The organism is Microbacterium sp. bgisy189 (assembly GCF_965345345.1).
In the GTDB taxonomy this organism is placed as follows: domain Bacteria; phylum Actinomycetota; class Actinomycetes; order Actinomycetales; family Microbacteriaceae; genus Microbacterium.
Genome location: NZ_CBDRMZ010000003.1, coordinates 85123 through 106740, shown reverse-complemented (window position 1 = coordinate 106740; position 21618 = coordinate 85123). Strand labels below are relative to the sequence as shown.

Annotated in this window: 24 protein-coding genes; 10 read left to right on the top strand and 14 right to left on the bottom strand. The window is 69.3% G+C overall.

Annotated elements, in window-relative coordinates; all coding sequences use genetic code 11:
- Positions 1–67: 67 nt before the first annotated feature.
- From ACSF8R_RS05815 to ACSF8R_RS05790, 6 genes are all read left to right on the top strand, one after another.
- Complete coding sequence (locus ACSF8R_RS05815) at positions 68–1372, top strand: NAD(P)-binding domain-containing protein (RefSeq protein ID WP_434810913.1); 1305 nt, start codon at positions 68–70, stop codon at positions 1370–1372.
- Positions 1373–1389: 17 nt separating this feature from the next.
- Complete coding sequence (locus ACSF8R_RS05810) at positions 1390–1890, top strand: GNAT family N-acetyltransferase (RefSeq protein ID WP_434811140.1); 501 nt, start codon at positions 1390–1392, stop codon at positions 1888–1890.
- Between the two features lie 10 nt (positions 1891–1900).
- Complete coding sequence (locus ACSF8R_RS05805; protein WP_434810912.1) at positions 1901–2767, top strand: metalloregulator ArsR/SmtB family transcription factor; 867 nt, start codon at positions 1901–1903, stop codon at positions 2765–2767.
- 75 nt (positions 2768–2842) lie between these two features.
- Positions 2843–3259, top strand: a complete 417-nt coding sequence (locus tag ACSF8R_RS05800; RefSeq protein ID WP_434810911.1) for an arsenate reductase ArsC — start codon at positions 2843–2845, stop codon at positions 3257–3259.
- Positions 3256–3900, top strand: coding sequence for an arsenate reductase ArsC (locus tag ACSF8R_RS05795; RefSeq protein WP_434810910.1), 645 nt, complete (start codon positions 3256–3258; stop codon positions 3898–3900). Before ACSF8R_RS05800 ends, ACSF8R_RS05795 begins: the two co-directional genes overlap by 4 nt.
- A 39-nt stretch (positions 3901–3939) precedes the next feature.
- Positions 3940–5310, top strand: coding sequence for an MFS transporter (locus tag ACSF8R_RS05790; RefSeq protein ID WP_434810909.1), 1371 nt, complete (start codon positions 3940–3942; stop codon positions 5308–5310).
- A gap of 209 nt (positions 5311–5519) precedes the next feature.
- Here the strand turns inward: ACSF8R_RS05790 and ACSF8R_RS05785 are convergent, their stop codons facing one another.
- Complete coding sequence (locus ACSF8R_RS05785) at positions 5520–5765, bottom strand: fibronectin type III-like domain-contianing protein (RefSeq protein WP_434810908.1); 246 nt, start codon at positions 5763–5765, stop codon at positions 5520–5522.
- Positions 5766–5870: 105 nt separating this feature from the next.
- On the opposite strand from ACSF8R_RS05785, the gene ACSF8R_RS05780 reads away from it, so the two are divergent.
- The 4 genes from ACSF8R_RS05780 to ACSF8R_RS05765 all read left to right on the top strand — a co-directional run bounded on the left by ACSF8R_RS05780 (position 5871) and on the right by ACSF8R_RS05765 (position 11240).
- Positions 5871–6251, top strand: coding sequence for a DUF6153 family protein (locus tag ACSF8R_RS05780; protein ID WP_434810907.1), 381 nt, complete (start codon positions 5871–5873; stop codon positions 6249–6251).
- A gap of 105 nt (positions 6252–6356) precedes the next feature.
- A complete protein-coding gene (locus ACSF8R_RS05775) occupies positions 6357–6944 on the top strand; it encodes a DUF305 domain-containing protein (RefSeq protein WP_434810906.1) in 588 nt (195 codons plus the stop codon).
- Positions 6945–7050: 106 nt separating this feature from the next.
- Positions 7051–9297, top strand: coding sequence for a heavy metal translocating P-type ATPase (locus ACSF8R_RS05770; RefSeq protein ID WP_434810905.1), 2247 nt, complete (start codon positions 7051–7053; stop codon positions 9295–9297).
- A 203-nt stretch (positions 9298–9500) separates the two neighbouring features.
- Positions 9501–11240, top strand: coding sequence for a hypothetical protein (locus tag ACSF8R_RS05765; RefSeq protein WP_434810904.1), 1740 nt, complete (start codon positions 9501–9503; stop codon positions 11238–11240).
- Between the two features lie 154 nt (positions 11241–11394).
- Here the strand turns inward: ACSF8R_RS05765 and ACSF8R_RS05760 are convergent, their stop codons facing one another.
- The 13 genes from ACSF8R_RS05760 to ACSF8R_RS05700 all read right to left on the bottom strand — a co-directional run bounded on the left by ACSF8R_RS05760 (position 11395) and on the right by ACSF8R_RS05700 (position 21586).
- Positions 11395–12285, bottom strand: a complete 891-nt coding sequence (locus ACSF8R_RS05760) for an aldo/keto reductase (RefSeq protein ID WP_434810903.1) — start codon at positions 12283–12285, stop codon at positions 11395–11397.
- Between the two features lie 17 nt (positions 12286–12302).
- On the bottom strand, positions 12303–12980 hold the full coding sequence (locus tag ACSF8R_RS05755) for a ThuA domain-containing protein (RefSeq protein ID WP_434810902.1): 678 nt from the start codon (positions 12978–12980) through the stop codon (positions 12303–12305).
- 39 nt (positions 12981–13019) lie between these two features.
- The gene (locus tag ACSF8R_RS05750) at positions 13020–13658 is read right to left on the bottom strand and encodes a hypothetical protein (RefSeq protein ID WP_434810901.1); all 639 of its coding nucleotides are present in this window, start codon (positions 13656–13658) and stop codon (positions 13020–13022) included.
- A gap of 4 nt (positions 13659–13662) precedes the next feature.
- A complete protein-coding gene (locus tag ACSF8R_RS05745) occupies positions 13663–14370 on the bottom strand; it encodes a hypothetical protein (RefSeq protein WP_434810900.1) in 708 nt (235 codons plus the stop codon).
- Between the two features lie 73 nt (positions 14371–14443).
- The gene (locus ACSF8R_RS05740) at positions 14444–15301 is read right to left on the bottom strand and encodes a hypothetical protein (protein WP_434810899.1); all 858 of its coding nucleotides are present in this window, start codon (positions 15299–15301) and stop codon (positions 14444–14446) included.
- Positions 15302–15329: 28 nt separating this feature from the next.
- Positions 15330–16415 carry a hypothetical protein gene (locus tag ACSF8R_RS05735; RefSeq protein ID WP_434810898.1) on the bottom strand — a complete coding sequence of 362 codons (1086 nt, stop codon included), beginning with the start codon at positions 16413–16415 and terminating at the stop codon, positions 15330–15332.
- A gap of 22 nt (positions 16416–16437) precedes the next feature.
- On the bottom strand, positions 16438–17118 hold the full coding sequence (locus ACSF8R_RS05730; RefSeq protein WP_434810897.1) for a hypothetical protein: 681 nt from the start codon (positions 17116–17118) through the stop codon (positions 16438–16440).
- A 1-nt stretch (position 17119) separates the two neighbouring features.
- Positions 17120–17716, bottom strand: coding sequence for a hypothetical protein (locus ACSF8R_RS05725; protein WP_434810896.1), 597 nt, complete (start codon positions 17714–17716; stop codon positions 17120–17122).
- The gene (locus ACSF8R_RS05720; RefSeq protein WP_434810895.1) at positions 17703–18446 is read right to left on the bottom strand and encodes a hypothetical protein; all 744 of its coding nucleotides are present in this window, start codon (positions 18444–18446) and stop codon (positions 17703–17705) included. Before ACSF8R_RS05720 ends, ACSF8R_RS05725 begins: the two co-directional genes overlap by 14 nt.
- Before the next feature lies 1 nt (position 18447).
- Positions 18448–19146, bottom strand: a complete 699-nt coding sequence (locus tag ACSF8R_RS05715) for a hypothetical protein (RefSeq protein WP_434811139.1) — start codon at positions 19144–19146, stop codon at positions 18448–18450.
- A gap of 79 nt (positions 19147–19225) precedes the next feature.
- On the bottom strand, positions 19226–20926 hold the full coding sequence (locus ACSF8R_RS05710) for an ABC transporter substrate-binding protein (RefSeq protein ID WP_434810894.1): 1701 nt from the start codon (positions 20924–20926) through the stop codon (positions 19226–19228).
- A gap of 10 nt (positions 20927–20936) precedes the next feature.
- Positions 20937–21170 carry a hypothetical protein gene (locus ACSF8R_RS05705; RefSeq protein ID WP_434810893.1) on the bottom strand — a complete coding sequence of 78 codons (234 nt, stop codon included), beginning with the start codon at positions 21168–21170 and terminating at the stop codon, positions 20937–20939.
- 125 nt (positions 21171–21295) lie between these two features.
- A complete protein-coding gene (locus tag ACSF8R_RS05700; protein WP_434810892.1) occupies positions 21296–21586 on the bottom strand; it encodes a WXG100 family type VII secretion target in 291 nt (96 codons plus the stop codon).
- Positions 21587–21618 lie beyond the last annotated feature (32 nt).

Below are 21618 nucleotides of genomic sequence, written 5' to 3'. Positions count from 1 at the left end.
TTGACAAACTTCGATACAAGGTGGAAGCTCGCTTGCATTGACGATCTTCGATATAGAGGAAGTTGGCATGACGCTTCTCGATCTCACCCCCACGCGACCGCACGTGGCGACCATCTCCCACCCGGTGGTGATCATCGGCGCCGGACCGGTCGGGCTCGCCGCGGCCGCGCACCTCGCGACACGCGAGATTCCCTTCGAACTGTTCGAGGCAGGCGACATCGCTGATGCCGTCGACCGGTGGGGGCACACACGACTGTTCTCACCGTGGCGCTATCTTGTGGATCCGGTGGCGGTCGAACTGCTGGAGACGACGTCGTGGGCGATGCCTCCGGCAGATATCGCCCCCATCGGCACCGAGTTGCGCGAGGCGTACCTGCGCCCGCTCGCCGAGCTCCCACAGCTTGCCACTCACCTCCACACCGGCGCTCGCGTGACGGGGGTATCGCGACAGGGGATGGATCGCACGCGAACCCGCGGCCGCGCTGCCGCACCGTTCGTCCTCAGAGTTCAGCGGGGAGATCGCGAAGAAACGGTGCTCGCGAGCGCCGTCATCGACGCGTCGGGCACGTTCGACCAGCCGAGTCCGCTTGCATCCGACGGACTGCCGTTGCGCGGTGCCGATGACATCGGCGATGCGCTCGTCGGGCCGCTCCCCGATGTGCTCGGTAGTGATCGGCACCGCTTCGAAGGACGGCGCGTCAGCGTGGTCGGCGCTGGACACTCCGCCGCGAACACACTGTTGGCACTCGTCGCGCTCGCCGACGAAGCGCCCGCGACCCGGATCGCGTGGGTCATCCGCACCGCCGACGCCGTGCGGGTGTCGAGTTCGAGCGACGATGAGCTTCCCGACCGCGCCGCGCTCGGGCGACGCCTCGATGCGCATATCGCCGCCGGCAGGATCGACGTGGTCGACCGGTTCGAGACGGATGCGGTGCGACGTGTCGACGGCGGGATTGAGCTCATCGGACGAAGCGGGCCGGTGTCCTCGGTGCACGCCACCGATGTGGTTGTCGCGTCGACCGGCTTCCGACCCGACCTGGGCATGCTGCGCGAGCTCCGTCTCGACTTCGACGAGATCGTCGAGGCGCCGCGTCGACTCGCGCCGCTGATCGACCCCAATGTGCACAGTTGCGGCACCGTCGAACCGCACGGTTTCCGAGAGCTCGCACATCCCGAGGAGCACTTCTTCGTCGTGGGAATGAAGTCGTATGGGCGAGCTCCGACCTTCCTCCTCGCGACCGGTTACGAGCAGGTGAGGTCGGTGGTTGCGGCGATCGCAGGCGACCTCGAGGCCGCCTCGCACGTGCAGCTCGAACTGCCCGCGACCGGTGTGTGCTCGACGGGTGGGGTGGGCGAGGGGTGTTGCGGGTGAGTGTCACGACGAGGTCGATGGATGCGGGGGATTGGCCGGCCGTCGAGCAGATCTTCGCACAGGGGATTGAGGACGGAGAGGCGACGTTCGAGTCGTCGACACCCGAATGGGAGGCGTTCGATGCGGCGCGCCGATCCGACCTCAGGCTCGTCGCGGTCGATGCCGACGGCGCGGTCGTCGGCTGGGTTGCGGCATCCCCCGTCTCATCGAGGGCGGCGTACCGCGGCATCATTGAGCATTCGGTCTACGTCGCGCGCGGCGCGCGGGGCCGAGGGATCGGTGGCATATTGCTCGCTGCATTCATCGATGCCGCTGAGGCTTCGGGGGTGTGGACGATCCAGTCGTCGATCTTCCCCGAGAACGCGGGAAGTGCTGCGTTGCACGAGCGAGCGGGCTTTCGTGTCGTGGGCCGGCGAGAGCGTATCGGCAGGTCGGAGCGCGGCGTGCACGCCGGGCGGTGGCGCGACACGCTGCTCATCGAGCGACGCAGCCGGACCAACGGGGTTGATGGTCAATAGACTGTGATCTATGCGTCAAGCGCAGGATCTTTCGGTGCTCGCCGATCCCAGGCGCGCCGGCATCCTGCGGATGATCCGCGACGCTCCGGATGGCCGGGTGCTCGTCGGTGATGTCGCCGAGCGCCTCGGACTTCGGCAGCCGACCGTCAGTCATCACATGCGCGTTCTGCTCGACGACGGGATCGTGACGCGGACGCCGGACGGGCGGCGTGCCTGGTATGCACTGGCACCAGCGCATGCGGCGCGGGTCAGTGCCCTGCTCGAACCCGGTGATGAGCCGCTTGCGCCGAGCCGTGACCGTGCCGTTGCAGACCTCGCGAGACGCTACGCCGGTGTGTACGGTGCTGAGACCGTCGCCGAACAGTTCGCCGACAGCATCGAACAACTGCGTGGCCTCGGGCTGGACGACGCGACGTTGCTCGCGCGGGCTGCAGCGTTCACGGTCGGGCGGCTCGATATCGCGGCCGACAGTGCGAAGCCCGAGGTGCTGACCGTGCTGTTCGTGTGCGTGCAGAACGCCGGGCGTTCGCAGCTGGCGGCTGCGATCTTGCGGCGGCTCGCCGGTGATCGGTTGGTTGTGGCGACGGCAGGGTCGAACCCAGCGTCCGAAGTGCGTCCGGTTGTCTTGCAGGCGCTGACCGAAATCGGTATCGCGGCCGAGGGGGAGTTTCCCAAGCCGCTCACCGATGACGTCGTGCGGGGCGCCGATGTCATCGTCACGATGGGATGCGGCGATGCGTGCCCGGTCTATCCGGGGCGACGCTACCTCGACTGGGAGGTCGACGACCCCGCAGGGCTGCCGCTGCCACAGGTGCGCGCGATCCGCGACGACATCGATCGTCGGGTGCAGGCGTTGGTCGACGAGCTGGTCGGGTGAGCGTTCACCGCTCGTTCATCGACAAATAGATAGATCTGCATCTATGCTTTTGGAAACACCAGAAGGGATGCCCCGATGTCTCACACCCCCACCGTCCTCTTCGTCTGCGTGCACAACGCGGGCCGATCGCAGATGGCCGCAGGGTTCCTGCGCGAACTCGGCGGCGATCGCGTCGAGGTGCTGTCGGCGGGCTCGGCACCGAAGGATGAGATTAACCCCGTCGCGGTCGCCGCGATGGCTGAGGAGGGCATCGACATCGCCGGTGAGCAGCCGAAGGTGCTCACGGTCGACACGGTGCGCGAGTCCGACGTCGTCATCACCATGGGATGCGGTGACGCGTGCCCGATCTTCCCCGGCAAACGCTACGAGGACTGGCAGCTCGACGACCCCGCAGGACAGGGCATCGAGGCGGTGCGGCCGATCCGCGACGAGATCCGCGCCCGCGTCGAGGGCCTGCTGGCAGAACTCGTCAATGGGCGGGCGGCATCATGAGCGGGAGTGATGGGCAAGGGTCGCTCCTCGCGCCCGAGCAGTTGCTGCATCGCGCGGCCGAGCGTCTCGCCGACGCCTTCGACGGATCGATCTCGGCCGAGACCGTCGAACGCGTCGTGTTCGAGTCGTATACGGCGCTCGGACGCACGGCGACGGTCCGCACCCACCTGCCGAGTCTCACCGAGCGGTTCGCCAAGGACCGGCTGACCGCGCTTGCGCAGTCGCGCGGGCTGAGCGCGAAGCCGGTGCCCGAGGTGCTGTACATCTGCGTGCACAACGCCGGCCGCTCACAGATGGCGGCGGCACTCACCGAGCACCTCGCGCGCGGGCGAGTCCATGTGCGATCGGCGGGTTCGCAGCCGTCGGGCACCGGCATCCTGCCTGCAGTCGTCACCGCGCTCGCCGAGATCGGCATCGACGTGACAGAGCAGTACCCCAAGCCGCTCACGGACGACGTCGTGCGAGCGGCGGATGCCGTCGTCACCATGGGGTGCGGCGACGCGTGCCCGGTCTACCCGGGCAAGCGGTACCTCGACTGGCAGATCCCCGACCCCTCCGAGCTGGATTTGGGCGGGGTGCGCCGGATCCGCGACGAGATCCGCGCCCGCGTCGAGACGCTCCTGGCAGAACTCATCGGCTGACATCGCCCCAAGGTCGTCGGTCGGGACTACCGTGACGTCATGACCGACGCGTTCACCCCGGCCCAGCGCCTCACGCTGACGGTCGCGGTGCTGGCGTCGTTCGTGTCGTTCCTCGACGGCACGATCGTCAACGTCGCACTCCCCGCGATCAGCACCGAGCTCGGCGGCGGGCTCACGACGCAGCAATGGGTCGTGGATGCCTATCTGATCACGCTCGGCGCCCTCATCCTCGTCGCGGGTTCGGCCAGCGACGCGTTCGGCCGACTGCTGGTGATGCGCATCGGGCTGGTCGGATTCGGGGTCGCCTCGGTCGCGATCGCGCTCGCTCCCGACCCGGTGTTCCTCATCGTCGCGCGCGCCGTGCAGGGCGCGGCCGCCGCCTTCTTGGTGCCGAGTTCGCTCGCCCTCATCACCTCCACCTTCCGCGATGCGGCGCAGTCGCGCGCGATCGGCATCTGGACGGCCATGACCACCGCCGCGATGCTCGTCGGCCCCCTGCTGGGTGGCGCACTCATCGACCTCGCATCGTGGCGGTGGGCCTTCCTCATCAACGTGGTCCCGATCGCCGGGACGCTCGCGCTCATCCCGCGCACCGGACTGCGCGACGTGCGCACACCGGATGCCGCGGTCGACGTGCTCGGCGCCGTGGTGTGCACGCTCGGGCTCGGCGCGACGGTCTTCGCGCTCATCGAACAGCCGAACCTTGGGTGGGCGCACCCGGCGGTGTGGGGGTCGCTCCTCGGCGGTATCGCATTGCTCGCCGTCTTCCTCGCTCGACAGCGCCGCGTGCGGGCGCCGATGCTGCCGCTGTCGCTGTTCCGGGTGCGCAACTTCTCGGCGGGCAACCTGGCCACACTGTTCATCTACGCCGCACTGTCACTTGTGATGCTCGTGCTCACGGTCTATCTGCAGCAGACCCAGGGGTTCTCGGCGACCCTCGCCGGGCTCGCGAGCCTGCCCGCGACGGTCCTCGTCGCGATGCTGAGCTCACGCGCCGGCGCGCTGGCTGGCCGTTACGGGCCGCGGGTGTTCATGACGGCCGGGCCGCTCATCATGGCCGGGGGACTGCTGTTGCTGCTGACCGTCGGCGAACCGTTCTCGTATTGGTGGCAGGTGCTGCCCGGCATGCTCGTGTTCGGCGTCGGACTCGCCGCGACCGTCTCGCCCCTCACCTCCACGATCCTCGGTGCGATCGGGCCGGAGCGGGCCGGCACCGCCTCGGCCGTGAACAACGCGATCTCGCGCATCGCCGGCCTGCTGGCCGTCGCGGCGCTGGCGTTCATCGTCGGCGGCGCGCTCGATCTCGAAGGCCTGCACCGGGCCGTCATCGCGTGTGTGCTCCTGCTCGTCGCCGGTGGCGTGACGTCGTGGTTCGGCATCCGGATGCCCGTCACTTCACCTGGCGCTTGACGCGGCTTCGCCCTCGTTCGCCTGTCGCGTTGTGCGCCATGCGGGCGCCGAAGCGACCAGACGCGCCAGGCGAACTGAATGCAGGGCGCGTGCGCGCGCCGAAACGACAACACGCGCCAGGCGAACGGCGCGCGCAGATGCAGGACGCGTGTGGCCGCCTCGACACGCGCGACGCGACCACACGCGTCCTGCAGAGACCGATGCCGGGGTCAGCGCACCTCGAAGCCCGCGACGAGCAGTGCCTCTTCGCGCGAGGACGGGCCGACGAGCATCTCGAACGCGCCGGGTTCGACGATGCGGTCACCGGCGGTATCCACGATCGTGCACGCGGCGACCGGCACCTCGAACGTCACCGTCTCGGCGGTGCCGGGCGCGACCTCGTCCCGACGTCGCGGTCTGACGCCGCGCGTTCGCTGGGCGCGTGTGGTCGCTTCGGCGCGGTTTACAGGACGCATCTTGTCGCCTCGGGCGTGCTGAGCCGACAAAACGCGCCCTGTAAACGAGGGGATTGGGGCCCGTCGCGCCTCGTCGGGCATACCCCCAGGGGGTACCATGGCGGCATGGAGACGACGCAGCGCACGCGGGCCGGGTGGGCCGTCGCGCTGCTGCTGGCCGTTGCCGTCATCGCGGGCCTGCTGGGCATGCACGTGCTTTCGCCGCCTGGTGGGCACGATGCCCACGGAGCGACCACCGTGGCCGCGCCAGCCCATCACGCCGCTGACCCCGCCATCGAGGATGCGGTGGGGGCGCCCATGGGCGCCGACGCGGCGGCCGTGCTGTGCCTGTTGGCGCTCCTGGCGCTCGTCGCGTTGGGTGCACGTCGCGTCGCACGACTGCGGGTGCGGATGCCGGTGCGCAGACCCGCGGCATCCACGCGACCGGCGGGCGTGATCGGTGCCCCTGCGCCGGATCTCGCGCTGCTCTGCATCAGTCGTACGTGAGGCCGTGCCGCGCAGCGGCCTTTCGACGCGTCCCGTTCCGGGCGCGTTCCTTCGCGCGCCCGCGAAACGTCGGCGCGCCACGACGACACCACGAAAGCAGAACCCATGAAGATGAAGACCCAGATCCGTGCCGCACTGGCGGCGACCATTCCCCTCGTGCTCGCCATGACCCTGGCGGGCTGCTCGGATGCGTCGACCACGCCGGCCGACCCGTCGGCGACCGGCGAAGCGCAGAGCCCCGGCATGGCCGACATCATGTTCACCACGATGATGATCCCGCACCACGAGCAGGCCATCGAGATGAGCGACGTCGTGCTCGACAAGGACGGCATCGACCCGCGCGTGGCCGACTTGGCGGAGCGTATCAAGGCGGCCCAAGGCCCCGAGATCGACATGCTCCGCGGGTGGCTCGACGCGTGGGGCGTCGACGAGGCCGGCGACATGTCGGGTATGGGGCACGGCGACGGAATGATGTCGGATGCCGACATGACCGCGCTCGCGGATGCCCCAGCCGACGAGGCGTCGCGACTGTTCCTGGAGCAGATGATCGTGCACCACGAAGGTGCCGTCGAGATGGCCGAAGTGCAGGTCGCCGAAGGACAGGATGCCGGCGCCATCGCGCTCGCCCAGGCGGTGATAGACGCGCAGACCGCGGAGATCGCCGAGATGCGGGAGTTGCTCGAAGACCTGTGATCCGGCGCTGGGGGTGGGGGTGCACGGGTGCTCCCACCCTTGGCCGGGAATACCCCCGGGGGGTATTCTGGTTGTTGCGGAGAGACGACATCGGAAGGATTGCACCATGAGCGCTCACGACCACCACGGCACCCACACGCCGGCCGAGCCCGCATCCCCGAACGCGCACGCGTCGCAGGATCACTCTGCGCACGACCACGCCGGTCACTCCGGTCACGCCGGTCACGCCGGTCACGCCGCTCACGACCACGCCAGTAGCCACGCGGCGCACGCCGGGCACGACCACGCTGGGCACGAGAGCCACGGAGGTCACGAGAGCCACGGAGGTCACGACATGGCGGGCGGCCACGGCGGCCACGGCGGGCACGGGGGCCACGCAGGACACGGCGACCACGTCGGCCAGTTCCGGCGCCTCTTCTGGATCAACCTCCTCCTCGCCGTCCCGGTCGTCGCGTTCTCGGGCATGTTCGGCATGCTGCTGGGCTACCAGATTCCGGCGTGGGCGACGTTCGTGTCTCCCGTCATCGGCACCGTCATGTACGTGTGGGGCGGGCGCCCGTTCCTCACCGGCGCCGTGTCCGAACTGCGCTCCCGCAAGCCCGGCATGATGCTGCTGATCGCCCTCGCGATCACCGTCGCGTTCTTCGCGTCGTGGGGAGCGAGCCTCGGCATCCTGCACCACGAACTCGAGTTCTGGTGGGAGCTGGCGCTGCTGATCGTCATCATGCTGCTCGGCCACTGGATCGAGATGCGCTCGCTCGCGCAGACCACCTCGGCGCTCGACTCGCTCGCGGCCCTCCTGCCCGATGAGGCCGAGCGGGTCGAGGGCGACACCATCGTCACGGTCTCGCCCACCGACCTGCGGGTCGGGGACGTCGTCGTCGTCCGCCCCGGCGGCAGTGTGCCCGCCGACGGTCGTGTCGTCGACGGTGCCGCCGATATGGACGAGTCGATGGTCACCGGCGAATCCCGCCCGGTCGCCCGCACCGTGGGGGACACGGTGACGGCCGGCACCGTGGCGACCGACTCCGGCATCCGCGTCGAGGTCACCGCGATCGGCGATGACACGGCGCTCGCAGGGATCTCGCGCCTCGTCGCCGACGCGCAGGCGTCGTCGTCGCGCGCCCAACGCCTCGCCGACCGCGCCGCCGGGTGGCTGTTCTGGTTCGCACTCGGCGCCGCCGTGATCACCGCGGTCCTGTGGTCGGTGCTGGGCGATCCGGATGCCGCCGTCGTCCGCACCGTCACGGTGCTCGTGATCGCCTGCCCCCACGCGCTGGGCCTCGCGATCCCGCTCGTCGTCTCCATCGCGACCGAGCGCGCGGCGCGCGGCGGCGTGCTCGTGAAGGACCGCCTGGCCCTCGAGAGCATGCGCACCGTCGACACCGTGCTGTTCGACAAGACCGGCACCCTCACCAAGGGTGAGCCGACGGTCACCGGGGTCGACGCCGATGGCGATGAAGACCGGATGCTGGCGCTCGCCGCATCCGCAGAGGCCGACAGCGAGCACCCGCTGGCCCGCGCCATCGTGCGCGCCGCGACCGAGCGCGGCCTCGATCTGCCGCGGGCGACAGGGTTCACGTCGTCGCCCGCGGTCGGCGTGACCGCGACCGTCGACGGCGCCGAGATCCGGGTCGGCGGCCCGAAGATGATCGAAGAGATCGGGGCGTCCGAGCGCGCGATCGCCGACACGTGGCGTGCGGACGGGGCGATCATCCTGCACGTCGCCCGCGACGGGGTCGTGATCGGTGCCCTGGCCCTCGCCGACGAGATCCGGCCCGAGTCGCGTGAGGCGATCGAGGCGCTGCACCGCGTCGGGGTGCAGGTCGTGATGATCACCGGTGATGCCGAGGCCGTCGCGCGCGCGGTCGGCACCGAACTCGGCATCGACCGGGTCTTCGCCGGGGTGCGCCCGGAGGACAAGGCCGCGAAGGTCGCCGAGCTGCAGCGCGAAGGCCGCAAGGTCGCGATGGTGGGTGACGGCGTCAACGACGCACCCGCGCTCGCGCAGGCCGACGTCGGCATCGCGATCGGCGCCGGCACCGATGTCGCGATCGGCTCGGCCGGTGTCATCCTCGCCGGGGACGACCCGCGCGCGGTCCTGTCGATCATCGAACTTTCGAAGGCGAGCTACCGCAAGATGCAGCAGAACCTGTGGTGGGCGGCGGGGTACAACCTCATCTCGGTGCCGCTGGCCGCCGGCATCCTCGCCCCCATCGGGTTCGTCATGCCGATGTCGATCGGCGCCATGCTGATGTCGCTGTCGACCGTCGTCGTCGCTGTCAACGCCCAGTTGCTGCGCCGCCTCGACCTCGCCCCCGCCGCCGTGGTCGGCCGCATCCTGCGGGGCTGACCGCCCCGCCCCGTTCAACATTCAGTCTCCGCGACGCCCGCCCCGCGCCGCACCCGCGGAATTCCGCGGGCCGGGGTGCGGCACGTCGCGCAGAGCCTGAATGTTGCACGCCATCGCGCGCCTCGGGGTCTTGTGCCCCGGCGCGGGCGGCCTTACCCTGGCGGCACGCACCACCGGACGACCCGACGACCGGACGACCCGACGTGAGCGACATGGGGACGCACGCACGCAGAGCGACATCGACCACGGCGCGCGCACTCCGCGCGCTGGTCGTGGTCGTGTTCGCGCTCGCCGTGGTCGTGGCGCCCGCGTGGACAGCCTCCGCTGCGACCACGCAGCCGGTCACGTGCGACGACCTGGTCGACCAGCAGCTGCGCGCCGAGCTCGCCGAGGCGCAGTACACCTTCTTCGACACGTCCGGCGCCGACACCGGCGGTGTGGAAAACCACCCCGACGCCGAGGACTGGACGGCCTGGGGACACCTCGGCGAAGGCGGCGGACTGACGTGCTGGTGGTTCCAGATGGACGGCTCCGAGGCCGCAGCCATCGGCTACGCCCTGCTCGACGACGAGACGGACCTCGTCACCCGCCTGACGGATGCCGGCTACGCACCGTCGCAGACACCCGACGGCGCCGTGTTCTCGCGCTACGAACCGCTCGACCTGACCCAACCCGAAGTGTCGTATCCGGCGCAGGAGGTGCTGATCGGCGAGGGTGTCGTCATGGCCGGACGGGGGTTCGCGCCCGAGCTGCTCGCGCAGATCCGCGCGAGAATCCTCCCGCTGCTCGACATTCCCGAACCGTCGACGCCGACACCGCTGCCGACCGAGGAGCCCGTCACCGAACCGGTCGCCATCGAACTCGCCGAGGAGGAGCCGGTCGTCGCCGAACCGATCGCGGGCGGGCGGCTCGCAGAGGGTCCCGGGGCGCCGTCGACCTATGACGGGCTCAGGACCGGCGCGCAGCTCGATCTGCGTCCGGTGGTGCTGGCGTGCACGGTCGCGCTCGTGCTGGTGTTCGCGGCAATCCTCGCCTTTCCGGGCAAGCTGCTCGAGTCGGCTGTGCAGGAGCACTACGACCGGGTCTCACGGCTGTGGGCACCGGCATCCCGACTGATCGGACGTATCGGACGCGGCCTGCATCGGGGTGGCCAGTCGCTGCCGATCTGGATGCCGGTTGCCTTCGGTCTCGTGGCGGCGGCCGTGATCGCGGGCTTCGTGGATCCGTCGTTCGGCTTCAACGCCGGATCGGTGCGGATGGTCGCGTCGAGCCTGGTCTCGTTCATCGTCGAAGGCGTCGTCGCGGCGCTTGTGGTCGGCGCTGTCGCCGTGCGGTGGGGCGTCGCCGAGCGGCCTCGCGTGCGACTGCTCGGCGGTGCGCTGGTCCTGCTGGTCGTGACGGTCGTGCTCTCCAGGGTGACTGGGTTCGTGCCGGGCGTCGTGTTCGGCGTGCTGCTCGGCGCGGTGCTGCCGGCGACCGTTTCGCAACGGGACACGCTGCGCCTCGCCCTCGTCGAGGTCGGGTACGTCGCGACGCTCGCGATCGTCGCGTTCGCCGGCTACTCGGCGCTCGCCGAACCGCTCGGCGAGACCGGCGGCGTGCTCGACACCTTCGCCGTCGAAGCCCTCGCCGCCACGGCGGTGGTGGGGTTCTCTGCGCTGCCGGTCATGCTGCTGCCGTTCGCCGGGATGCCGGGAGGTGTGCTGTTCGCGCGCAGCCGCTGGTGGTGGCTGGCGACGTGGACGGCTGCAACGATCGCGTTCATGATCGTGCTGCTGCCGTTCCCGGCGAGCTGGGAAGAGACGAGCACGCCGTTCTGGCTGTGGATCTCACTGTTCGCGGTGTACGCCGCGGTGGCGGTCGGCGTGTGGTGGTGGCTCACGGCGACGGCGACGGCGAAGACGGTGGCGGCGAAGCAGGAGTCGAAGCGGCCGTCGCGCTGAAACGTGGGAGACCCGTGCCGGTTCGTCGGATCGCTGTGGCTGGTGTCATCCGGTGAGGAGCCGGCGACGGTCGCGGGTGCCGTGCGGGAAGTGCTCGCCCTGCTGCGCGCGATCGACACTCTCGAGAAGCCTGAATGTTGAACCGGAACCCGGGTCAGACCTCGATGCCGACGGTGGCCGTGCAGCGTGCGAGCTCGTCGTCGGTGAGGCTGAGATCGGCGGCTCGTGCCGAGTCGCTGATGGATGCCGCGCGTCGCGCGCCCGGGATCGGCACGACGTGGGGGCTCAGCGACAGCTCCCAGGCCAGCACGACCTGCTGCGGGCTGACACCGTGCGCGTCGCCGATCTCGCGGAATACGCCGAAGCGTTCGCCGACCGACCGCCCGCCGCCACCGGTGCCGCCGAGCGGGCTCCACGGCAGGAAAGCGATGCCGTGGTCGTGGCAGTAGCGCAGTTCGCCGTAGCTGCCGGGGTGGCGGGGCGAGAACTCGTTCTGCACGCTCACCAGGCCGCCCTCGCCGAGCACCTCCTGGGCGATCGCGATCTCCTCGACGCTCGCGTTGGAGATGCCGATCTCGCGCACGTGGCCTTCGTCTCGGAGCGTCCGCAGGTTCTCGATGATGTGTCCGTAGACCATCCAGCGGTCGGGGCGGTGGTACTGGTAGAGGTCGATGACGTCGACGCCGAGATTGCGCTTCGATGCCTCGACGGCACGGCGCAGATAGTCGAGCGAACCGTCGCGGCCGAAGTCCTTGTGCTCGTCGCGTGTGATGCCGCCCTTGGTCGCCACGAGGACCTTCGAGGTGTCGCCGTGCCACGATGCGAGTGCGTCGCGGACGATCTGCTCGTTGTGGCCCATCGTGTCCCACGAGGGCGCGTAGATGTCGGCGGTATCGATGAAGGTCAAGCCGGCGTCGAGGGCGGCGTGCACCGTCGCAATCGCGTCGTCGCGGTCGGGCAGCACGCCGTCGCCATTCATCGAAACGGGCATCGCGCCCAGTCCGATCGCCGAGACGCTGAAGGGGCCGATTGTTCTGGTCTGCATGCGATTCCTCCGGTGTGTCAGCGGGTCGTCACCCAGCCGGCCAGTGCGGCGATGAGCGCGCGGTGGCCGGGGGACTCGTATGAGCGTACGTCGTGGCCGAGGACGTCGACCGCGACCCGCGCGGCCCCGTACTCGCGCACCCACGCGGTGGGCTCGGCTGCGGGCGCGTCGTCGGCCCCGTCGTGCCGGGCCACGATGTGCCGCCTCCCGATCTGCTGCAAACGGCAGTAGCGCTCGTCGAAGAGTTCGAAGTCGTCGATGGGCGTGCCGTCCGGCAGTGCGCCGCCGCGGATCGTCGTCACCCCGGCATCCGGATGCATCGACAGCGACGGCACCCACATGGCGCCGACCGCCGCGGCCCAGTCGGGGTAGTCGCGCAGGGTTGCCGTCGCGCAGTGGAACGCGAGGATGCCGATGCCGCGGTCGATCGCGGCGGCGAACCCGTCGAGCGAGCCCTGCGCCACCTGCACCGGCTCGGCGTCGCGCCACGGGTCGCCGGCGTTGACGACGATCAGGTCGACGCCGTCGAGTCGGGTCATCGCGCCGTCGATGTCGTCGTCGATGCGCACCGTGAAGCCGGCGTCTTCGAGCACGTCCGCGATCAGGGGACTCGTGTCGGGGAACGGATGCCACGGGTCCGCGTAGCGGCCTGCACCACTCGCGATGACGGCGGTGGGCTGCGGCGTCGTCGACATGCCCCCAGCCTACCGGGGAGAGCGCTTACCGGGGTCGGCTCAATTGTGGGGGAAGTCGATCTCGATGCTCGCGAACCGTGTGCCGTCGACGAGATTGATCTCGACGTCGGCACCCTTCAGCGCACCGGCCTCGAGGCCGAGGCGGCTCTCGAGCTGCGCCGTGCTGAGCGCCGCGAGGTTCGCGATCTCAGACGCCGGTGCGAGGAACTTCATGTCCTGTCCTGGTGCCTTCTCGCCGTAGGCGTCGGGCTTTCCCTGACCGATCGCGTCTTCGTAGAGCTCTTCGATGAACTGCTGGGGCACCTTCTTCGGTGCGCCCTTGATCTCATCGAGGATGTCGCCGGGAACGGCGCGGATCTCTTTCGCGATGGATGCGCCGAGGTCGCGGGCGGCGTCGTAGTCGGGATCGGCGTGCTTGCCGGTGCGCCCGATCTGTTCGCGCCCCTTCGTGACGTCGGTGAGGATGTCGTATTTCTTCGCGTGCGACGTCGGCTTGTCGGCCCGGTGCTTGGGCTTCGCATCCTTGGCGTTCTTGCGGTCGAGCTCTCGGATGGCATCCGCGTCGGCGCGGTGCTTGCCGCCGCGTGCGCGGAAGGCGCCCGAGAACCCCTTCTTGAATTCGTGCCCCGCGCTGTCCATCGTGTCGATGATGTCGCGGATGACCTTCTTCATCGTCATGGAGTCACTCCCCGGAGATCTGCAGGTTGGCCAAGTCGGCGATGAGGCGTTCGGTCAGCTCTTCGACGTCGTCGGCGTGGGCGTCCATGTCTTCGGCGGCCTGATCGAGCGCCATGAGGTCGGCGTAGAACTCGTCGGCATCGCCGATGTTGTCTTCGACCACCGGCGCGTCGAGCATCGCCTGCACGAGACCCGGCACCTTCTCGGCGAGCGGCTCGACCGCCAGCGGCAGCACCTCGTTGATGACCTTCTCGAGGGTCGCCTCCATCATGAACGAGAACATCTTCTTGCGCGCGAGGATGAGCAGCGCCGCACCGCCCGCGCCGAAGGGACCGGCGGCCAGCAGCGGGACGAGTTGGATGAGGGTCAGCGTGACCTCGGCGATCACCTTGATCTTGAGCGCCAGCACGATGTCGGCGGCGATGTCCATGCCCTGGGATGCCGGGCCCAGCAGGTCGATGAGCTGCTGCACGTTCTCGGACCGGTTGCGGTTCCATGCCTCGACGTGAGCCGGGCCCAATTGGCCGCGCATGGCGTTCGCGATGTCGCCGTTGATCTTGCGGTCGGCGGTCTGCACGAGTGTCTCGAGGTCGTCGCGATAGGTGCGGACGTAGTCGGCGCCCTTGCGCACCTCATCTTCATCGATGTCGGGCCACTCCAAGCCGAGCTTGTCCATCACCCACACGAGATCGTTCGGCAGCATCATGCCCATGTCGACCACCTCCGCCGACGACGCTATCGGCGGGCATGCCGCCACGGCGATGGGGAGAACACCCCACCCGTGGTCAGCGGGGCTGGTCTCCGGGCACGAAGTACCGTGCGGGGGAGAGCCCGGTGCGAACGATCGCATCGTCACCGGCGTCGAGGAACTGATCCATCGTCGCGACGCTCAGCGTGCCCGACGGATCGGCGATCATGACGTTGTCGACCACCGGCAGCAGCGTTGCGGTGCCCTTCGGCCACGCCGCGAAGGTGAGCGTGACGCCGTCTTCGCGCACGTGGATCTTCGGGTCGGCGATGTGCACGTCGGGTCGGGCGAGGGCGACAGACTGCGCCTCGTAGGCGCGAACGCTGAACAGGCGAAGCGCGCGCTGGATGCGCAGGTCGAGCGCGGGAAAGCGCTCGTGCCACGCGAACGGGGCCCACGCGCCGTCGGTCAGCACGATCGGGTGGGCGCTGACGAGGGGCCCACCGGCTTCGAAGAGCTGATCGATGAGGTCGAGCACCGTGGCTACGCCCGCTTCGTCGTCGGATCCGACGACGACGACCTGCTCACGCGAGAGGGCGAACACGACGGGGTCGCCCTCCAGTGCCGGCCACTGCACGTTCGCGGGCGTCAGCAGCACCGCCGCTGCCTGCGTCTCGTCGGTGACGGTCGCGAGACCGTCACGCGTCTCGAAGGTCGTCTGCTGGGGAAGCGCTGCTGCGACGGTGTCGTCGAACGGAGCGGCTGCCTGCGCCGCGTCGCCCTGCGTGATCGCGCCGCCGGTCGAACGGTCGAGACCGACGAACAGTTCGCCGCCGACGTAGACCACCCGCGGGTGTGCGTCTCCCGGTGCGGTGAGCGACAGCACGCCGAGCTCGCTCGCGCCGTAGATGCGCGGGGTGATGTCGATCTCGACGTCTCCGAAAACAGCGGTCATCGTCTGGTGCCTTCCTGTGGCGATCGGTTCAAGCGTATCCGGCGGGATCGGTGCCGATGTCAGAGATCGACCACCGCAGATCATCGGCGGCGGGGGCGGCCGCGCCGCCGATGCCCGCCCACGCGGGCGGCACGACCTGCAGTGACAGTGAGAGGTCGCCGTCGGCGGCGTCTCCGGTCGTCACCAGCACGAGCGCATGACGTCCACCGAACGCCCAGTACTCGGCGGCGGTGGCGCCCGCACCGCGCAATGCGTGCGCGTACACGGCGGCCGCGTCCGTGCCCGTCGCCGCGAGGTCGAGACCGATCGCCTGCCCCTCACGGTGCTCGCAGGCATCGCGGACGTCGTCGTGCAGCGCCGTGATGCGCCGCCGTTCCTCGCGCGGGTCCCGTCCGCTCGAGGGCGGTGCCTGCACTGCGAGCGGGATGATCTGTGCGGCGCCGCGTTCGATGACGGGCACCGCGGTGACCGGTGATCCGGCGGCGACCAGCAGATCGACGGCATCCATGATGTCGCGCGATCCGCCCGCGATCCGCCACCCGCCGTCGGTCGGCACCTCGCCACTCGCATACGCTTCGACGGCCGCGAGGGCGGCGTCGATCGCATCGAGGCCGAAGCGCTCCGACTCGCCTGGCGCCGAGGGGGCCACGACGCCGTCCCACTCCCCGAACGGCGGGAGCGCCGTGCGAACGTGGGCGAGATCGACCGCGCCCTCGACGACCGTGTCATGCTCGATCGGCGACGAGAGGACGGAACGGACGATGCCGTCGGCCCCGATCTCATGCGTCACCGAGAACACCTGACTGAACGGCACTCGCCGGCCGGGGTCGCCGTCCGGGTAGAAGAGATCGATCAGGCGACGGCACAGCAGCCCGTCACCGTCGCGCTCCCACGTTGCATCGCGCAGCGGCGTGCCGGTCGGCGCATAGAAGGTGACCGAGAAGCGGTGGTGATCCGGCGCGACGAGCAGGAACCACGCCGGCGGCTCGCCCTCGGGCACGACGTGCAGGCTGTTGCCGGCCGCATAGCGCTGCTGCGCTTCGGTGACCTCGAGGTGCGGGGGTGTGCCCACCGCCACGAGCCGCGCGATGTCGAACTTGTTGGGGTACCGCACGCCCGCCGCGCCGGGTGACTGACTACTTGACATAGAAGTGCGTGAAGGTGCCGCCCGAGCCGTCCGAGACGTTGAAGACCGCCTCGGGGATGCCCTCCGGCAGGTAGCCGCCGGGGATCCACTGCGCGTTCGCGCCGCCCTCGGTGCCGCGCGGCATGCGGATGTTGCCGTTCATGAGCTGCTCAGGGTCGAAGTCGGCGCGGATGATGTCGACCGCGTTGCCATCGGCATCCACAAAGAAGTTCTCGCCGAGCCCGAGCATCGTGCCGAGCTTCTTCGGGTCGCCGTCGGCCTTCTTGATGATGTCGTCGATCTCAGACGTCGGGAACACGAAGGTCGTGCCGTTGTTGCCGGGACCGTACTTGTCGAGGCTGTCGGCACGATAGAACCGGGTCGCGCCATCGTCGAACCGGGCGATGTGCTGCTGGATGTAGTCGTTGTCGAGGTATTCGGCCGGGTAGGGGCGGTTCTGCTTGCCGCCCGCGACGACGCGGTCGGGGGTGTGCCAGCTGTCCTTCTTCCAGCCGTCGCGCAGTTCCTGCGGCACACCGGTGTTGTCGAGATCGGTGACTTCGCTGTCGTTGCGCTTCTGCTTCTTGCCGTGCTTGCGGAACATGTCGGCGAGCTGGCGCACGTGCACGGGCATGTCGTCGAGCGAATTCTTGAGCGGGCGGATGATCGCCTCGCCGATGTCTTTGCCCACGTCAGTTCTCCGGGTTCGGTCGTGTCTGGTCTGCTGCTTCGACCACGTCGGCCCATGTCCACGCGAGATCCACGTCGACCGCGGGTCGCTTGCGCGTGTCCGTGACCCAGGCCAGCGGAACCACCTGCACAGCCGTCGCGGACTTCGGTGCAGGGATCCCTTCACCGTAGACGACGAGTACGACAGCCGCATCGCCGAACGTCCAGCGGTCCGCGCGTCGCGCACCGGAACGTCGCAGCGCGATCGCATACGGGTCGGTCGTGTCCGCATCGAGGCCGATCGAGATCGGCGCGCCATGTCGGTACTGGCAGGCACCCGAGACCTCGGTCCACAGCTCGGTGGCACGTCGGCGCAGGGAGTCGACCTGCTTCGCATCGCTGCCGGCATCCACCGGCTCCCACGACAGCGGCACGATCGTCGCCTGCCCGCGGTGCAGCGTGACGACCTCGGGCAGCAGCCACGCGCCGTCGGTGCTGCCGGCGTCGATCGCCTCGACGATGCTCGCGCCGCTCGTCACGAGATGGTCGCCGCGGTACGTGACGACGGCGCCCGTGCCGACCGACTGCGGGTCGTACGGCGACACGTCAGCTGTTGCCATTGTTCGTCAGCGTCAGGCCCTGGCCGGTGCCCGGCCACAGTCCGTGGTTGTAATCGGTGCCGCCGTTGTCGAGATTGCCGTACCCTGTGGCCGACTCGGGCACGTCGATGACGGCCTCGGGGATGCCTGTGGGCAGATAGCCGCCGGGAATCCACTTCGGATTCGCCCCGCCCTCGTTGCCGGAAGGCATGCGCAGCCCGGACAGCTCGTCGGGTGTGAAGTTGCGGATCTCGACGGGCAGCGGGTTGCCGTCGGAATCGAGGTAGAAGTCGGCATCCATGCCGAGTCGCAGCGCGAGCTGCTGGGCGTCGCCGCCGGTCTCGTCGAGGATGGTCTGCAGTTCGTCGGTCGGGAAGACGAACGTCGTGTGGTCGGCTTGTCCCGGTCCCCACTGGTGCAGAGATCCCGACACGTAGATGCGGCTCGCACCGTTCTCGAACCGCGCCAGGTGCTGATCGATGTAGGACTGGTCGAGATACTCCGACGGATCGGGCCGGGTACCGTGACGATCGCCCACGACGCTGTTCGGGGTGTCGCCGTCGCGTCGCCACCCGTCGCGCAGCGGCTGGGGCACCTCGGTGTTGTCGAGATCGGTGATCTCGCTGTCGTTGTCCTTCTGCTTCTTGCCGTGCTTGCGGAACATCTCGGCGAGCTGGCGCACGTGCACCGGCATGTCGTCGAGCGAATTCTTGAGGGGGCGGATGATCGCCTCGCCGATGTCCTTCCCCACGTCAGTCTCCCGAGATGTTGAGGCTCGACAGGTCCGCCATGAGGCGCTCCGTCAGCGTCTCGACGTCGGCGGCGTGCTGCTCCATCTCGCCCTCCGCAGCCTCGAGCGCCTGCAGGTCTGCATAGAACTCGTCGGGGTCACCCGCGACGGCCTCGACGATCGGCGAGTCGAGCGCGGCCATAATGACGGTCGGCAGCTCTTCGGCGAGCGGCTCGATGACCATCGGAAGGATCTGGTTCAACAGCTGCTCGATGACGATGTCGACGGCAGCGCTGAGGAGCTTCTTCTTGATGATCAGCATCGGGCCGGCACCCGCCGCGGTGATCGGGTTGGTGAGCATGCCCACCAGTGTGATCATCGTCGTGGTGACGTCGGCGATGACCTTGATCTTGAGCCCGAACACCACGTCCGCGGCGATCTCCATGCCGGTCGGTGCGGGGCCGAGCAGATCGAGCAGCTTCTGCAGGTTCTGCGAGCGGTTCTGGTTCCACGCACCCACGTACGCGGGCCCTGCCTGGCCCCGCATGGCGGCGGCCAGGTCGCCGTTGACCTTGTTGTCCATCGCCTGGATCTTCGACTCGAGGTCGTCACGGAACACCCGGACCATGCCGGCGCCACGGCGCAGCTCGTCCTCATCGACATCCGGCCAGTCGAAACCGAGCTTCTCCATCACCCAGATGAGCTCGTTCGGCAACATCATTCCCACGCGCAAACCTCCGATGATGACGATAACCGCTGGCGCGAATCCGCTGCGATGGGGAGAACACCCCATGCCCCGATCACGGGACCGCCGCCCATTGCGCCGCCCCGTACGTCCACGGCGCGACCGACCCGCTTCTCGGCGCGATGCCGGTCACGTCGCGGTCGATGACACTCACCCGAGGGTTGACGGCCAGCGGACGAACGACCGCGGCGCGCACGATCGTGGCCTCGATCTGCGCGAGCACTTCGCGGGCCTGATAGACATCGCTCGTGTGCGCGTACTGTGCGATCAGCTCGTCGCGCTCGGGATCGGATTGGCGGGCGATCGATGTCTCCGACCCGCTGCCCCATTGCGCCGCGATGTCGGCAGGGGTGCGCGGCACCGCGATGCGGGTGATCACGGCATCCCACCCGCGCGCCTTCAGCGAGGCGCCGAAGTCGTCGGTGCTGCAGTCCGTGACGTCCCAACCGCCCTCGCGGGCGCCCTCACGGAGCGCTGCGAAGGCGCCGGTCGCGAATTCGCTGCGGCGGTCGTACAGCACGCACACGCGTGTGCCGTCGGACGCACCCGCGTCCTGCCGGTCGACGGCCGGGTCGTCGGCCGGCGAGCCCAGTTGCTCCGTGAAGCCGGAGTCCTCGTTCACGATGTCGTACGCGCGCGCACCGGGGGCTGAGACCACAGACGTCGATGCGGCGTACGCCGACGCCCACTGGCCGCCGCCGCGCTCGACCATCGCGCCGGCGGGGATCGCGCGGATGAACGCCGCACGCACCTGGGGCCGCGCGAACGTTCCCGTCGGCTTGAGGACGACCGCCCACGTCGTGCCGTCATGCGAGGTGTCGACGATGAAGTCGGTGCGTTCGAGGTCGCGCACGGCGGTACGTGTGGATGCCACCGGACTCACGCGCGCGAGATCGAGGGTGTCGCCGAGCGCTGCGACGGCATCGTCACCGGGCGGCACGAGCGAGACGCGCGCGATCTGTGGCGATACGAGCCCGCGGTACGCTCCGTTCGGCACGAGCTCGACGGACTGCCCGTCGCCGGACTCGGTGGCCTCGTCGATCGAGAACGGGCCGCTCGACAGTCGCAGCGCTGCCGGGATGTCGGCGCCTTCGACGATCTCGAAGCCGGTGTGCCAGACGTCGGTGATCGAGGCCAGCGCCGTCTTGTCACCCGACTGCACCGCCTCGATGACCGCCTGCTTGGCCTCCATGGGGTCGTCGATGCCGAACGCCTTCTGGCCCACGATGTGGGCGGGCACCGGCACCGTGACCGCCTGCTGCCACAGCACGCTCGGCTCGGAGAATGCGATGTCGACGGAGCGCGCGAACTCGTCAACGCCGACGAGCGACTGCTCCGTCGACGTCGATGTCGCGTCGGTCGCTTCGGGCTCGAGGGCGAACGCGCCGGCGGCACCGGCCCAGCCGAGCACCAGATCGGCGGCGTCGAGCGGGATGCCGTCGGACCACGACGGCTCGGCGAGGTCGAAGCGGACCGTGAACGGGTCGTCGGCGACGATCTCGACGGTGCCGAAGCCCTCGTCGGGGACGAACTCGCCGTCGATGACGTCGCCGAAGTCGCCGCGGATCATCTCGGCGACGTCGAGGTTGCCTGCGGTCGGCGAAGCTGCGGCGTTCACCGACGTGAACGTCCCGGTCCAGCCGACCGTCACCTGCGTGCCCGGAACGACCGACTCCGGCACGCTTGGACCGCACGCGACCAGTGTTGCGGCCAGCAGCACGACGACCGGCGCCGCGGCGCGGCGATACCCGGTCACCACGTCGGCGTCACAGGTAGTCGGCGGGGGTTTCGCCCTCGGCCTCGGCCTCGGCCATTTCGCGGAAGGGCTCGCTCTCTTCGCTTTCGAGCCACGCGCGCGCGTGCTCGAGCAGCACGGCGGGCGACTCCTCCGCTTCGGCGGCCGTCGCGAACGGGCCGAGCGTGTCCTCAGACGGACGCTCGTCCGCGCGCAGCACGGACTGGGTGGTCAGGTTGTACCAATAGCTCTGCGACCCGCTCATCAGCTCGACGCTCCGTTCATGTCCCCGATTGTATGTGGCGCGGGAATCCTCCCCGCAAAAGGAGAGAGGCCGCGGCGGCGGTCTTTCGACCGGCGCCACGACCTCCCTTGCTGCAGCGCGACGGATCAGCCGCCGGCGAGCTCCGAGTCCTTGTCGCGGATCTGGTCCGCCATGCGGTCGAGCGCCTGCGCCATGTCGTTGACGGCCTCAGCGGCGTCGTCGAGCGACGTGGTCAGCTCCGAGTACGCGGTGGAGTAGGCTTCCGACGCGTTCTCGGTCTTGAAGCCGTCCTGCACGAGGTCGTCGATGACGCCCTGCAGTTCCTTCAGGGTGTCGGTGACGGTGCTGCGACCGTCGCGCAGGCGCGATGCCGCGCTTTCCATCTCGCTGTATGTTGCTCCGAAATCGTGGGCCATGAGAACCGCCTCCTAAGCGTTCGTTCTGATCA